Below are 14,114 nucleotides of genomic sequence, written 5' to 3'. Positions count from 1 at the left end.
ATTTATTCCTCCGTATCAATCCAGTAGCGTCTCGCTGCACAGAGTTCTTTTTCGTAGATTGTTCCTTCTAAAGAGATGATCTCGATATTCTTGCCAGTATTCGGTGAATGGAGAAGCTTGCCGTCACCATAATAGATACCAACATGATGGATACTGCCTTTTCCTTCCTCATAAGCGAAGAAGAGCAAGTCGCCTGGCAGGATGTCGGACACTGGTACTTCTTTACCCGCAGCAGCCTGTTCATGGGCGTCCCTCGGAATGATATAGCCGTTCGCAAGGCACATATTATAACTGAAGCCCGAGCAGTCATAGCCGTAGCTGCTCATTCCGCCCCAAAGATATGGCAATCCAAGGAATTGTTCACCAGCAGCGACGATTGCGGCCCCATTCTTCTTAGGAATTTCCTTATCCGATGGAATAACTGTTACATCCTCAGCTCTTAAGATGCCAATACCCGTTGGTGTTTTAACGCGGATTCGATCGACTATATCCTCTACGATCGGCAATAAGGTCTGATAGCTCAATTCCATCAGCTTTTCATTCTTTTCGGAATATAGAAGGGCTTTCTTAGCGGTAATGACTACTGCAGGGCCCTCCTTGATATACCAATCTGATTGTTGAATCAGCTGATCTTTTGGGATCCACCCTGGATATCCACGATGATCTTTTCCGGATGGCTGGTCTGGGACAATAACATGTGCCCATTCATTCATTTCATCAATGATCAAGACTTCCTGACCAAATAAAACCTGTGATTGAACCAGATTATCATCGCACAATTGGAGTCGTGGCTCGTAAGTAAGCTTTTCAAGCCATTTATCTATATTCAGGTTACCGGAAATTCCGTCCCTGTCGATTTCCCTCGATGAATCATGTGAAGTCCACAAAGTTGCCACTGGGACATTGACGAGCCAAATATTATTGCTTTCCAATGGAAATTCCTCCTTCTGAAAGGACTTTTTCTATTCCAAGACCTGGTTGGTCCGGAAGTGTGATTTTTCTACCATTATACTTTATTCCGCCTGAAATCGCTTCATTTGCCAACATTAATGGCGCGTCGAAATCAAAGCGCGTGATGTTTTTCTTGCTTGCTGCAAAGTGGGCAGCAGCGGTAATCCCCAGCCGTGTTTCAATCATACTTCCAACCATGCATTCTATCCCAGCGGTTTCAGCCATTTGGTTAATCATTTGAGCTTGATAAATTCCGCCAGACTTCATTAATTTAATATTAATAAGGTCTGCACTTCTTCTTCTGATCACCTCAAATGCCTGTTTCGGTGAAAATACACTTTCATCAGCCATTATTAAAGTATCGACTGAATCGGTTACCTGCTTTAAACCATCCAGATCTTCTGCTTTAACTGGCTGTTCAACCAGCTCGATATCAAGTCCAAGGTCCTCCATTTTTTGGATTGCACTGACTGCATCCTTCGGTTTCCAACCCTGGTTCGCATCGAGCCGAATTTTAATATCATTGCCAATCCTCTTGCGGACTTCCCGGATCCTGGCAATATCAGTTTCGATCTCACCGATTCCTACCTTAACCTTAAGTACATTGAACCCATTGCTGACATAACCAACAGCATCCTCACCCATTTCTTCAGGGCTGTTCACACTTACAGTAAAATCTGTTTCAATCTCGTTTCTATAGCCTCCAAGGAATTGATAGAGCGGAAGGCTGCAATTCTGCGAGATACAGTCGTACAATGCCATATCAACGGCTGCTTTTGCGCTGGTATTGTTAACAAGGATGGTTTTTAATCCCTGGAAAATAGCTTCAAAGTTCAATAGATTCTTTTTTAATAAAAACGGCTTGATGACGTCATTGATTGCACCTTCGATACTTACGAGACTGTCCCCTGTTATGACCAATGTAGGGGGTGCCTCTCCCCAGCCGGTAATTCCATTATCACAGGTTATCTTAACAAAAATAGCTTCAGCTACAGTAACTGTACGGAGTGCGGTTTTAAATGGCTTTTTCAAAGGGACAGCATTACGGAATGTCTCGATTTTTTCAATAATCATAACTCTTATCTCCTTTGGTTCTATTTGATCCCGCTTTCAACAAATAACGTTTTTTCTTTTGTTTTCATGGATGCAGCCACCCCGAGCGGCACACCAATGTGAGGGGAGCAATGCCCCATTTTAAATCCTTTGAGGGCTGGTTTACCGGCAAGTTTAATGTAATGGTCTATCACTTCTTCCAGAGTTAAAGACAGTTCTCTTTCAGGTACGCAGTTATTAAAGTCACCGACAATGATTCCGGCTGATTCCTGCAGCTTGCCAGCCATATACAGCTGATTCAGCATCCTGTCTACAGCCCGTGGCTCTTCATTAATGTCTTCAATAAGTAGAATCTTACCTTCTGTTTCAATTTCAAATGGTGTGCCCATAGAGCTGGAAAGTAGCGAGAGGTTACCGCCAACTAATGATCCTTCTGCTGATCCCGGGACCAGTTCTTCAATCTGCGAAAGATCATTGGAATAATTCAGCACAGCTGGTGTAAACAATTGCTGGAATGTATCCTTGGAAATTTGATGAGCTTCTTCTTTTCCAATATCCGAAGCAAGCATTGGACCATGGAAAGTTACCAGTCGTGCCTGCTGCCTGATTGCAGTATGCAAGAATGTAATGTCGCTGTAGCCCCAAAAGATTTTAGGATTATTTTTCATAACATCATAGTCTATCGCTGATGCAATTCGCGCTGTGCCATAACCGCCGCCAGCACAGATTATTCCTTTTACTTCGTCATCACGGAACATATCATGAAGGTCGGCTAATCTATCCTCATCATTGCCGGCTAGATAGCCATATTCAGAATAAAGTGATTTTCCTAATTTATAATTGAGCCCTAAATCCTCGATGAATTTCAAGCCGCGTTTCAGATTTTCTTTATTAGGCGGACTCGCTGGCGCTATGACCGCCACCGTATCGCCTTTTTTCAGTCGTTCTGGCTTAATTGGCATGTCAATCAACTCCCTCTTTAATAGCGTTCTATTTAGTTTACATAATAATTTTATCGCCTATTTTTTTAACTTCGGAATAGTCAGCTTTTCTACTTTGCCCTAAATTCAGTTCTCAGACCATTTTGGGTAAATGCATCTGGCTTGCTTTGACCCAGATTCAGTTCGCGGACCATTTTGGGTAAATGCACTTATCTTGCTTTACCTGAAATCAGTTTCCTGAGGCTCTTTCTGTAAATGCAATAGCTCTGCTTTGCCGCAAAAAGAAGGTGGTTCATATGTATTAAGAATATTATTAAATGGTATGTACTAGTAAAAAAGAGGTGTTCCAAGATGAACACCTCTTTCTTAGAATTACTACTTCTTATCTGCCCACTTTAATTCAAGGTATCCTACTGGATGGCGGACAACATCAGTTACAGCTTCATTTTGAAGATAAACTTGGTTGTAGAAATGAACAGTGAAGATCGGTGCTTCTTCAAACAAAATCTTCTCTGCCTGATACATTAATTCAAAACGCTTTGCTTCGTCAGATTCATTCTTCGCTTGTTGAATCAGTTCATCATACTTCGGATTTCCCCAGCCAGTACGGTTCATGGAGTGTCCAGTCTGGAAGTTTTCCAGGAAGTTGATTGGATCAGCATAGTCAGCAAGGAATGAACTGCGGGAAAGCTGGTGCTTCAGTGCTTTCTGTTCTTCTGCGAATACGTTCCATTCCATATTCGCAAGCTTGACTTCTACGCCAAGGTTTTCTTTGAACATTTGCTGCAATGCTTCAGCAATTTTCTTATGGACATCACTTGTGCTGTACGTCAGGGTTACTTCTGGAAGCTCAGTGTAACCTTCTTCTTCCATTCCCTTTTTTAACAGCGCTTTTGCTTCTTCTAAATCCGTTTTATTGAAATCTCCATTGACTTCACGGAAATCCTTGCCTGATGGATCCTGGAATCCAGGAGATACAAATCCATAAGCAGCTTTTTCTTTATTCTTTGTAACAAAGTCAACGATCTTTTGCTGGTCTACAGCAAGAGCAAAGGCTTTACGAATATTGACGTTCTGGAACGGCTCTTTAGTGACATTGAAGCGGTAGAAATAGTCTCCTGCCTGATCTTCAACCTGTACCTTACCTTCTTCAAACAACTTATCACTTAATTCAGCAGGTACATCCGAAACATCTAAATCCCCTGCTTGATACATTTGATACTCAGTGTTAGTGTCGTCGACGATTGCCCATTCAACACGGTCAAGCTCTACGTTTTCTGCGTCCCAATACTGGTCATTTTTTTTCATGACGAATTTTGTGTCATGCTCCCAGCTAGCAAGGTTAAATGGTCCGTTGCCCACGAATGAGTCAGCTTCAGAGAACCATTCAGGATTTTCTGTCGCTACTTTTTCATTGATTGGGAAAAATGCCGGATTTGCAATGACACTTAAGAAATATGCCTGTGGACTTGTCAAAGTAACTTCGAATGTCTTGTCGTCAATTGCTTTTGCTTTTACATTGTCAGCAGAACCTTCTCCACTGTTAAATTCCTCTCCGCCTTCAATGAAATAGCCAAGGAAAGCTGCAGCAGAGCCAGTGGAAGGATCCAACAGTCGCTTCCAGGCGAATTCAAAATCCTTTGCGGTAACATCGTCCCCATTGGACCATTTCGCATCTTCACGAATGTGGAATGTGTACGTTTTGCCATCTTCAGATACTTCCCAATTTTCTGCAGTCGCCTCTTCTGGCTGGTGGTCTTTACCTAGACGAGTAAGACCCTCCATCAGATTGTTCAAAGCGTTCCAAGATGCAGAATCGAAACCGATTGGCGGGTCAAAAGATGTTGGTTCCTAGCCGTTATTTAGATAAAGAACCTTTTCCTCTCCTTTTTCCCCACTGTCGTTTCCTTCTTTTTCTTTACCTGCATTGTCATTTGCAGTACATGCAGACATCGTGAACACGAGCATTGCTGCCATGAGCATGGTTAATAACTTTTTCACACTGTTTCCCCCTTTTGTTGGTTTAACACAATTTATCAAAAAGGCAAAAGCCTGATTGAACGCTAGTTGCTTGCGATTCATTTTTTTGCCCGCTCATCCTGCAACCAGCAGTCCACCAAGTGGCTGTTGGAAAGCTTTGTTTCTGCAGGATAGACTTTATCGCAAACCTGCATTCCATATGGGCAGCGGGCTGTAAAAGGGCAACCAACTGGCGGTGAGAATAAATCAGGAGGCGTACCTCCAATTGGTATCAACTCAGCTCCGTCTACATCTAACCGGGGCACAGAGTTCAACAACCCTTTCGTATAAGGATGCTGAGGATTGTAAAAAATCTCTCTCCTTGTTCCTGTTTCAACAATTTTTCCGGCATACATAACTGCGATTCGATCTGCAACTTGTGCAACAACACCCAGGTCATGGGTGATCAGGATAATGGAGACACCTGTTTTTTTCTGGATATCACGAAATAACTCTAAAATCTGGGCCTCCTGAATTGTTACATCCAGTGCTGTTGTCGGTTCGTCGGCAATCAACACCTCCGGCTGGCAGACGAGCGCCATCGCTATGACAATCCTTTGCCTCATACCTCCGCTAAATTGATGAGGGTATTGTTTCAGGCGGACTTGAGGGCTTGGGATACCTACCAGATCAAGCATTTGTACCGCTACTTCCTTTGCCTGATCCCTTGACAGCTTCATATGCTGGAGAATCCCCTCAGTCAGCTGATCACCAATCGTCAAGGTAGGATTCAACGCAGTCATTGGATCCTGGAAAATCATCGAAATATCAGAGCCGCGAATTTTCCGCATCTCAGAGTCCTTCAGTTTCGTCAAATCTTTTCCTTTAAAAATGATGGATCCGCCGTCAAACTTGCCGGGCGGTTCAGGAATCAGTCTCATGATACTTTGGGAAGTGACACTTTTCCCGCAGCCTGACTCCCCTACAATCGCCAGCGTTTCCCCTTTATGTAAATCAAAAGTGACTCCACGGACAGCTTTAACCTCTCCGCCGTATGTCTTGAATGAAACATGAAGGTCTTTTACTTCAAGTACTTTTCCCATGTTGCCTACCTCCTTAGCTTCGGGTCTAGTGCATCCTGAAGCCCATCACCTAAAACGTTAAACGAAAACATTGTCATTGAAATAAAGAATGCCGGGAAAAACAGCCTCCACCAGTCACCCGATAAAATAACCGGCAAAGCATCGCTTGCCATCGACCCCCAGCTCGCAAGCGGTGCCTGGATTCCCAAACCAAGGAAGCTAAGAAATGCTTCTGCAAAGATAGCTGACGGAACGGAGAGTGTTATTTGCACAATGATTGGGCCCATCGTATTTGGCAGCAAATTTTTCCGGATGATTCTTGCGGTTTTCGTTCCGAAAGTTTTAGATGCCAAAACGTATTCATAATTCTTTATTTGCAGTACTTGACCGCGTACAATCCGCGCCATCCCAATCCATCCGGTAATCGTCAGTGCGAAAATGATGGTGGCAAGGCTTGGCCCCATCACTACACTGATTAAAATGACGACAAGCAAATATGGAAGCCCATAAAGAATTTCTATAATTCTCATCATGAAGTGGTCTGTTCTTCCTCCTTTATAGCCTGCAATCCCGCCATAAATGACCCCAATTAGAAAATCGATCAATGCTGCAGCGATACCGACAAATAATGATATTCGCGCGCCATACCACGTACGCGTGAAAACATCGCGACCAAGCTCGTCGGTTCCAAACCAATGCTCGCTTGATGGCGGCAGATTTTGGTTGACCAAATCCTGATGGTCTACTGTGTGAGGCGAAATGATAGGACCGAACACTGCCATGAAGGTCAGTACAGATAAGAAAAATAATCCTAACATTGCAAGTTTGTTTTTTAGGAGGCGTCGCCATGCATCTTGCCAATACGACAGGCTGGGCCTGACAACAGCTTCTGCTTCCGAGTCACTTTTTTCAATAGGAACAAACCAGTCGTCAGGAATGGACGTGACCGCTGGCGGTTCCTGATGTTTACGCAGAGCCATCATTTCCCCTCCTTTTTATGAAGTTTGATCCTTGGGTCAAGAATGCCGTAAGCAAGGTCTACAAGGAAAAGCATCATGATCAATACTGTACTGTAAAAAATCGTTGTTCCCATTATGACAGGGTAGTCACGCTGGTTGATGCTTTCGACAAAGTACTTGCCCATGCCTGGAATCGCAAAGATCTTTTCGATTACGAAAGTTCCTGTAAGTATACTAGCTGCCAATGAGCCAAGAATCGTGACTACTGGAAGCAATGCATTCTTTAAAGCATGTTTGAACACAATTTTTACAGGTGACAGCCCTTTTGCCTTTGCTGTCCTTATGTAGTCTTGCGTCAAGACTTCAAGCATGCTGGATCTCGTCAAACGGGCGATGATCGCCATAGGTCCGGTAGCAAGTGCCAGAGTAGGCAGAATCATATGCTTCGGACTTGTCCAGGTAGCAACCGGAAGGATCTCCCAGGTAACAGCGAACTGCTGGATCAGCAGGGTTGCCATGACAAAGTTTGGAACCGAAATACCAACTACGGCTACTGTCATCGCAAGATAATCAATCAAGCCATTATGGCGAAGTGCCGCAATGATTCCCAGAAGGATGCCAGAAAAAATAGCGACGATCAGTGTGATCATTCCCAGTTCGAATGAAACAGGGAATCCCCTCCCAAGCATTTCGTTTACAGTCTGTGATGACTTTTTAATTGAAGGGCCAAAATCAAAAGTCGCAATCGATTTTAAGTATATAAAGTACTGAACGTATAAAGGCTCATCCAAATGATAGAAACTTTCAAGATTCTTTTGTACTGCTTCGCTCGTCGCCCGCTCCTCGTTAAAAGGAGAGCCAGGAATTGAGTGCATCAAGAAAAAGGTCAGCGTGATGATGACCAGCAACGTGACCGCCATTGAGCCAAGTCGTTTGAGTATGTAATGGAGCATTAACCCACATCCTTATTAGTCTTTATATCAGTTCTGGAGGTGAATGAAACCATTCTATGAAAATGTTGTCCTCATTGCGAGTTCCGTCATTACAAGCATAGCTTGATAGGCTTCTAGAATGTCCTTTGCCTGATAGCGTACAATCGTGGTACCTTCTTCGATTTGTGTACCAGGCATCAAGTTTGCCCACTCTGCTTGGCCATAGTTGGCAAATTCAATTCTTAATACCGGATGCTCAGGAGGAGTAAGCGGTTTCACTTTATCCAAATTTTTAATAGCCACCTCTGTCTTTTCAGCAAGCAGTTCCCCTGCTTTTACCGGTGTTAAAGATTTTGCGGCAGACCTCGAAATCGACTCTTTAACTACGGCAGTTGTAATGTTAGGGATCAAAGCCTCAGCTTCACGGGCAGCCCCATCGTCCCCTGCAACCATGATAACAGGAACTCCGTAATGACCTGCTACATAAGCGTTGAAACCAAGCTCACCAATTTGAACATCATTAATCCACATATGTCTAACCCCGAAAATCATCGAATGCGACATCACTCCGCTCATCGATGCCCTCGAATGGTAGCCAACAAATACTGCTCCGGCAAAGCTGTCATCCAACCCCTGGACCATGGAAAACGGCTTTACATCCCCGGTAATTAACTGTGTATCATGATGAAGATCCTCGATTAAAAGGTTGTTCATCTTGGAGTGACTATCATTGACAATCACTTCCTGGCACCCAGTTTCAAATGCTTTCGCAATGACATAATTTGCTTCCTGGGTCATGATTTTTCAGCCACGTTCGTAGTTATGCTTAGAATAGTCTACATGGGTATGGTCGACCAGACCAGTAATCCCTTCCATGTCTACTGATATGTACAGTTTCATTTTTACCCAACTTTCTATGAATAATTATCTTAAAATTATAAATAATAAAACTACCAACCGCAACCTTTTTTCCTATTAATTTCTGTTATTACAAGGAAATAGGAGATTTGTCACTGGTAGCAAAATGTTAATAATACTATTCAATAAATAATGTTTTTTGATAGAAAACATAAGAGAAAGAGAACGAATCTGATTGTTAAAACATTATTCTGTACAGTGGAAGTGGTTAAACCGTTTTTTCAAGATAATGGTTTTTTTCAGAAGAAAAGAGCGCAATGAAGTGCGCTCCTACTCTCTGAGATTATGCTGCTCTATCAATTCAATAAAATGGGTGAGGACCTTGGCTGTAAGTCCCCAAATCACCTTTCCATTCGTTCTGTAGAAATATTCATCCATTTTTCTAGTCTGCCAATTGTAATTCTCCCCCCCGATTATCAGATCGAAAGGAAAACCATCTTCCGGTTCAACTTGAAAATTGATTTTATAACTGTCAGGCTGGTTCTTTTTAAAAAAGGACAGAGGTACTGTGAAGACCTCCCCAACTTCTGCTTCGTTAGGAATGATGGCGTTAAGATTACTGATTCTTCCTGCAAAGGGAAATATGATTGTTCCGAATGCGGAAACCATGTAATCCAATGGAAAAACATCGAGAATTTCGCTTTTCTTTATGCCGAGTTCTTCGGAGGTTTCCCTGACTGCTGCTTCTTGAGGGTCCTCTCCTTCTTCAATCTTCCCTCCTGGAAAACAGACTTCACCTGGCTGTCTTCTCATCTTAAGGGAACGTACCTCGAATAAAATATGGACATCACCATTCACTTCAACTAATGGCAGCAAAACTGCAAATTTGATGAATTTTTCATGACCCAAAATTGAGGGTGTACGCCCCAATAAAGTATTTGAAATCTGATTTAAGTTCATTATTGGACATCCACTCTCCCTTTTTTAATATGTAATTTATTTTATTATGAATAGCAAGATAAAAGAAAGAAAACGGCTTTTTTATCGAAGCATAATTGTTAATTAATTGCTCTACAAATCATTAACAGAATAAACAACCCTGATATACTTTTAAACCAAGGCTTTCAAAAAATGAAAAAGCAGCGACGAAATGCCGCTGCCCGTTCAATAAGATTATGACCCTGTCGCTCGGCCTTTGATCGCTTTATACGCAATCAAGATAATACCGATGATGAGCAGAATGTGAATGATGCCGCCTGCGATTTCAAATATCAGTCCTAATAACCAAAGCACCAGTAATATACCCGCTATTGTCCACAACATTAGGAACGTCTCCTTTCGCTGTATTCTTAATAAAAGTTTACCCCTTAGCCATTTACATTAAACAAGCCAGTTGGGATAAGGGTTCATCAAATATTTGATTACTTTGCCGTCGATATGTCACACTAAAAAAAACATCATTTTAAGGAGCGCAATCTATGCCCAACTACAAGATATTATTCTTAGATATAGATGGAACAATTTTAACTCCCGATGATACTATCGAGGATTCCACGAAGACCGCTATCAGTGAAATGAAGAAACAAAATATTGAGGTCGTTTTGGCCACAGGACGTCCGATTCATGAGATTAAAGAGCTTGGAGAAGAGCTTAACATTTCCTCTTTTATAGGATATAACGGTGCTTTGGGAATATATGAAGACGAAACGATCTTCGCTGAACCAATGCCTGTAAAGGATGTAAAATACATCCTGAATGTTGCGAAAAAACATAATCATAAGCTGGTCTTGTATACCGATAAAAAAAATTATTTAACAGACCTGGACTCGGATTTGGTCAAAACTTTCCTTCAGCAATTTCATTTGCGTCAGAATGATATTTTTTCAGAGGAAGTCATCGAAGGGATTCTAGGCATGACGATTATCACTACTGGAAATAATGGAGAGGCACACTATGAATTCAGTGATGGAATACATTTGTCACAGGTCAATGTAGAAGGTATGCATCATTGCTACGATGTCATCCGTGATAAGGTTAATAAAGGAGTTGGCATTCAATTCTTGTTAACAAAACTGGGAATAAAACGGGAAAGTTCCATTGCCTTTGGGGATGGAATGAATGACAAAGAAATGCTTTCATTCGCAGGAGAAGGTTTTGCCATGGACAATGCCCATCCGGACTTGTTCCAGCATGCAAAGCATAGAACCACAGATGTGACTGACTCAGGGATTTACAACGGTTTGAAGTCGTTAGGATTGCTGTAATAAGTATCCACTTGAATTCATGAGAATTCTGCGTTCGAATTGTCAGCTCTTTTGGTAAATTAGAAAGAGCCGTTGTCAGATGACAACGGCTTTTTTACTATTAATCTTTATTCAACAGTTCTTCCCCTGCAATCCCAGGGTTTGTCATTTCATATGGATTCAGAATCAAATCGAGTTCTTCTTCTGTCAGGACATCATAAGCAAGGCATAATTCCCTGACTGACTTCCCTGTAAGAATTGCTTCCCTAGCGATTCTTGAAACTGCTTCATACCCTAAGTGCGGATTGACAGCCGTAATGATACCTACGCTTTGCTCGACATCCTTTTCGGTCTTCTCTTTATTTGCTTCAATTCCGACTAAACAATGATCAGTGAAAACTTTAAAACCATTGTTCATGATGCTAATCGACTGAATCAGGTTAAAAATAAGGACTGGCTCCATGACATTCAACTCGAGCTGGCCCGATTCGGAAGCAAGACAAATCGTATGATCGTTTCCAATTACCTGGAAAGCAACCTGGTTGATGACCTCAGGCATTACCGGATTCACTTTGCCAGGCATAATGGATGAGCCCGGCTGCCTTGATGGAAGGAAAATTTCGTTAAATCCCACACGTGGTCCAGAAGCCATCAGGCGCAAGTCGTTGGCTATTTTCGACATATTCATCATACAAACCTTCAGGGCAGCAGATACGGTTGTATACGCATCCGTATTTTGTGTTGCATCTACTAAATGGTCAGCATTTTTTAATGGATATCCGCTGATTTCAGAAAGGTGAAGGACCACATTCTTGATGTATTTTGGATTGGCATTAAGCCCAGTTCCAACAGCAGTTGCTCCCATATTCACTTCAAAGAGATGTCCGCGAGTATGCTTAATCCTTTCAATATCACGCTCAATCACTCTTGTATATGCCTCAAATTCCTGGTCGAGACGGATTGGCACAGCGTCCTGTAAGTGCGTCCTGCCCATTTTTATGACAGCATCAAATTCCCTTGCCTTCTGGGAGAAAACATCGCGCATGATCTGCATAGTATCCAATAGCTTGTCCAAAAGGGATAGCACTGATATGTGCATCGCAGTAGGAAATGCATCATTCGTCGACTGAGCCATGTTCACATGAGAGTTCGGGCTTAATGTGAAATAATCCCCTTTCTTCTCACCAAGCAATTCCAGTGCACGATTGGCAATAACTTCATTCGTGTTCATATTGATGGAGGTCCCAGCTCCTCCCTGAATCGGATCTACGATGAACTGTTCATGCCACTGACCCTGGATAATTTCATCCGCAGCTTTTACAATGACCTCTCCAAGTCCGCCGTATAGCCGTCCTGTTTCCATATTCGCAAGTGCCGCAGCTTTTTTCACCATGGTCATCGCCTTAATAAGTTCACTATGTATTCTATACCCAGTTATCGGGAAATTTTCAACAGCCCTTAAAGTTTGAATTCCATAATAGGCATCTGCTAAAACTTCCTTCGTACCAAGAAAATCTTTTTCAATCCGGACTTTAACCTCAGACATTGTTCTACCCCTCCAAAAAGCGTGAAATATTCGTAAACAATTAAATTTTGTATTGAGGGCAATCATTTTCCGACAATTTTCTTGTAGCTTTTTATTCCCCCTTAGCCTAATTATTGGCCTACATGATTATTGTAAAACAAAAAGAAGAATTCATCACGGAAATTCATCATTTTCCTTTATCCAGTACGCGAAAACTGTATGATTTCTGATTGTTATGCTGAAACCCCACTACTTTTGAGAACTTTTGTCACCATGCAGGAAAACAGGAATGCTCTTGCTGAATTGTACTAGGACATTGAAATTATCATAAACCAAAACAGAAGGGAATGTGCATGATGAATGACACTCAATTCATGAAGGCATACACAATCAAAGAGGTGTCCAAGAAAATTAATGTTCCGTCTGGCACTATTAGACAATGGGAAAAAGATCTTGATGGGTTACTGATCGTCCCAAGAACGAAACAAGGTGCAAGATTTTATACGGATATTGAAATAGAACAATTGATGAAGATCAAACAAATGCGTGATAAAAATCTAAGCAAAGAAATGATACGGGAGCTTCTGCAAAGACATATGCGTTCTGATCCAATGTCCGATCAAGCTCCACATGAAAATAGACTTACTGAAAAATCGAACTTGCCTGCCGCTTCACCAGCGGGCAGCCCAAATGAATATGGTGCATTTATGGTGGCATTGGAGCAATATAAGGAAAACCTGCTTGATGAAGTTAAAGCAGAAATCAGGAACGGCATACGAAAGGAGGTTCTGGAGGAAGTAAAAAAAGAAATCTCCAAAGGGACTTTTACTACAGTAAAAACCCTGTCCGATTCAATCTATAAAACAGGAGAAAAAACCAACGAACAAATTTTGGTGCTATCTGAAACAGTTGCCAAAAGCACGGAAGAAAGCTCCGAACGTCTCGGAACCATATCTTCGGAGCTTACGAATGTCTCGAAAGGCACTTCTGAAATCAGTACGAACCTTGCAAAAGCTTCTAAAGGTACGACGGAAATGTTCAGCAAGCTTTCAGATTCTGTAACCAAAGCTTCACAGGGTACGACTGATAAAATCACGAAGCTAACTGAGAGTGTTGCGAAGGTTTCAAAAGGTACTTCTGAAAAAATAAATGCACTTTCCGGCAGTCTTTCGAATGTATCGAAGGGCACTTCCGAACGATTTGCCTCTTTGACATCCAGTTTGACTAAAAACTCAAAAGGCACGAATGAAAAAATTGTAAATCTAGAAAGTACAGTCAATAAGCTCTCCTCCTGTACTAATAAGGAATTATCACTTTTAGCAAAGCGCCTGAATGAGACAACCGAAACAGTTTCAGAAGAATTTAAAATTCTCGCGGACTATGTTTCAAATAGTCGTGAAACAACAAATCACGAGCTATCTAACTTAAACCAGGTCATCAATCAGGAACGGGAATATTTAGTCCGCACACTTAAAAATGAACGTGAAGAATTACTCCTGGAGATTAGGGAGCGGGACGAAATGTTCAAAAACATGGTCGACAGTTTCAGGGAAACTGCAGCATCCAAACAATCAAAACGAAATTGGTGGAAGGTTTGGAAATAGTTTTCTT

General features: G+C 42.0%; 11 protein-coding genes and 2 pseudogenes. 2 read left to right on the top strand and 11 right to left on the bottom strand.

Features of this window, described 5'->3' with window-relative positions:
• Nucleotides 1-2: 2 nt before the first annotated feature.
• The 10 genes and pseudogenes from LC048_RS09330 to LC048_RS09285 all read right to left on the bottom strand — a co-directional run bounded on the left by LC048_RS09330 (nucleotide 3) and on the right by LC048_RS09285 (nucleotide 10,058).
• Nucleotides 3-932: a C40 family peptidase gene (locus LC048_RS09330; protein WP_226600818.1), complete on the bottom strand. Its 930-nt coding sequence runs from the start codon at nucleotides 930-932 to the stop codon at nucleotides 3-5.
• Complete coding sequence (locus LC048_RS09325; RefSeq protein ID WP_226600817.1) at nucleotides 919-2,025, bottom strand: mandelate racemase/muconate lactonizing enzyme family protein; 1,107 nt, start codon at nucleotides 2,023-2,025, stop codon at nucleotides 919-921. Before LC048_RS09325 ends, LC048_RS09330 begins: the two co-directional genes overlap by 14 nt.
• Nucleotides 2,026-2,045: 20 nt before the next feature.
• Nucleotides 2,046-2,966 carry a S66 peptidase family protein gene (locus tag LC048_RS09320; RefSeq protein ID WP_226600816.1) on the bottom strand — a complete coding sequence of 307 codons (921 nt, stop codon included), beginning with the start codon at nucleotides 2,964-2,966 and terminating at the stop codon, nucleotides 2,046-2,048.
• A 354-nt stretch (nucleotides 2,967-3,320) separates the two neighbouring features.
• A pseudogene (locus LC048_RS09315) lies at nucleotides 3,321-4,946 on the bottom strand (peptide ABC transporter substrate-binding protein).
• Between the two features lie 77 nt (nucleotides 4,947-5,023).
• The gene (locus LC048_RS09310) at nucleotides 5,024-6,007 is read right to left on the bottom strand and encodes an ABC transporter ATP-binding protein (RefSeq protein WP_306050056.1); all 984 of its coding nucleotides are present in this window, start codon (nucleotides 6,005-6,007) and stop codon (nucleotides 5,024-5,026) included.
• 5 nt (nucleotides 6,008-6,012) lie between these two features.
• On the bottom strand, nucleotides 6,013-6,966 hold the full coding sequence (locus LC048_RS09305; RefSeq protein WP_226600814.1) for an ABC transporter permease: 954 nt from the start codon (nucleotides 6,964-6,966) through the stop codon (nucleotides 6,013-6,015).
• Nucleotides 6,966-7,898, bottom strand: a complete 933-nt coding sequence (locus tag LC048_RS09300; RefSeq protein ID WP_226600813.1) for an ABC transporter permease — start codon at nucleotides 7,896-7,898, stop codon at nucleotides 6,966-6,968. Before LC048_RS09300 ends, LC048_RS09305 begins: the two co-directional genes overlap by 1 nt.
• A 54-nt stretch (nucleotides 7,899-7,952) precedes the next feature.
• Nucleotides 7,953-8,777, bottom strand: a pseudogene (locus tag LC048_RS09295) (M55 family metallopeptidase).
• 288 nt (nucleotides 8,778-9,065) lie between these two features.
• A complete protein-coding gene (locus tag LC048_RS09290; RefSeq protein WP_226600811.1) occupies nucleotides 9,066-9,695 on the bottom strand; it encodes an NUDIX hydrolase in 630 nt (209 codons plus the stop codon).
• A gap of 213 nt (nucleotides 9,696-9,908) precedes the next feature.
• The gene (locus LC048_RS09285) at nucleotides 9,909-10,058 is read right to left on the bottom strand and encodes a lmo0937 family membrane protein (RefSeq protein WP_158651546.1); all 150 of its coding nucleotides are present in this window, start codon (nucleotides 10,056-10,058) and stop codon (nucleotides 9,909-9,911) included.
• Nucleotides 10,059-10,213: 155 nt separating this feature from the next.
• Between LC048_RS09285 and LC048_RS09280 the strand changes: the two genes are divergently transcribed.
• Nucleotides 10,214-10,999 (top strand): HAD family hydrolase, encoded by a 786-nt coding sequence (locus LC048_RS09280; RefSeq protein WP_226600810.1) that lies wholly within the window; start codon nucleotides 10,214-10,216, stop codon nucleotides 10,997-10,999.
• A gap of 100 nt (nucleotides 11,000-11,099) precedes the next feature.
• On the opposite strand, the gene aspA is transcribed toward LC048_RS09280, so the two are convergent.
• Nucleotides 11,100-12,524, bottom strand: coding sequence for an aspartate ammonia-lyase (aspA, locus tag LC048_RS09275; protein ID WP_306050054.1), 1,425 nt, complete (start codon nucleotides 12,522-12,524; stop codon nucleotides 11,100-11,102).
• Nucleotides 12,525-12,856: 332 nt separating this feature from the next.
• Between aspA and LC048_RS09270 the strand changes: the two genes are divergently transcribed.
• On the top strand, nucleotides 12,857-14,107 hold the full coding sequence (locus LC048_RS09270; RefSeq protein ID WP_226600808.1) for a MerR family transcriptional regulator: 1,251 nt from the start codon (nucleotides 12,857-12,859) through the stop codon (nucleotides 14,105-14,107).
• Nucleotides 14,108-14,114 lie beyond the last annotated feature (7 nt).

The organism is Mesobacillus subterraneus (assembly GCF_020524355.2).
GTDB lineage: Bacteria > Bacillota > Bacilli > Bacillales > Cytobacillaceae > Mesobacillus > Mesobacillus subterraneus_C.
The sequence above is the reverse complement of the archived record's forward strand: the minus strand, read 5'-3'. Positions and strand labels throughout refer to the sequence as shown.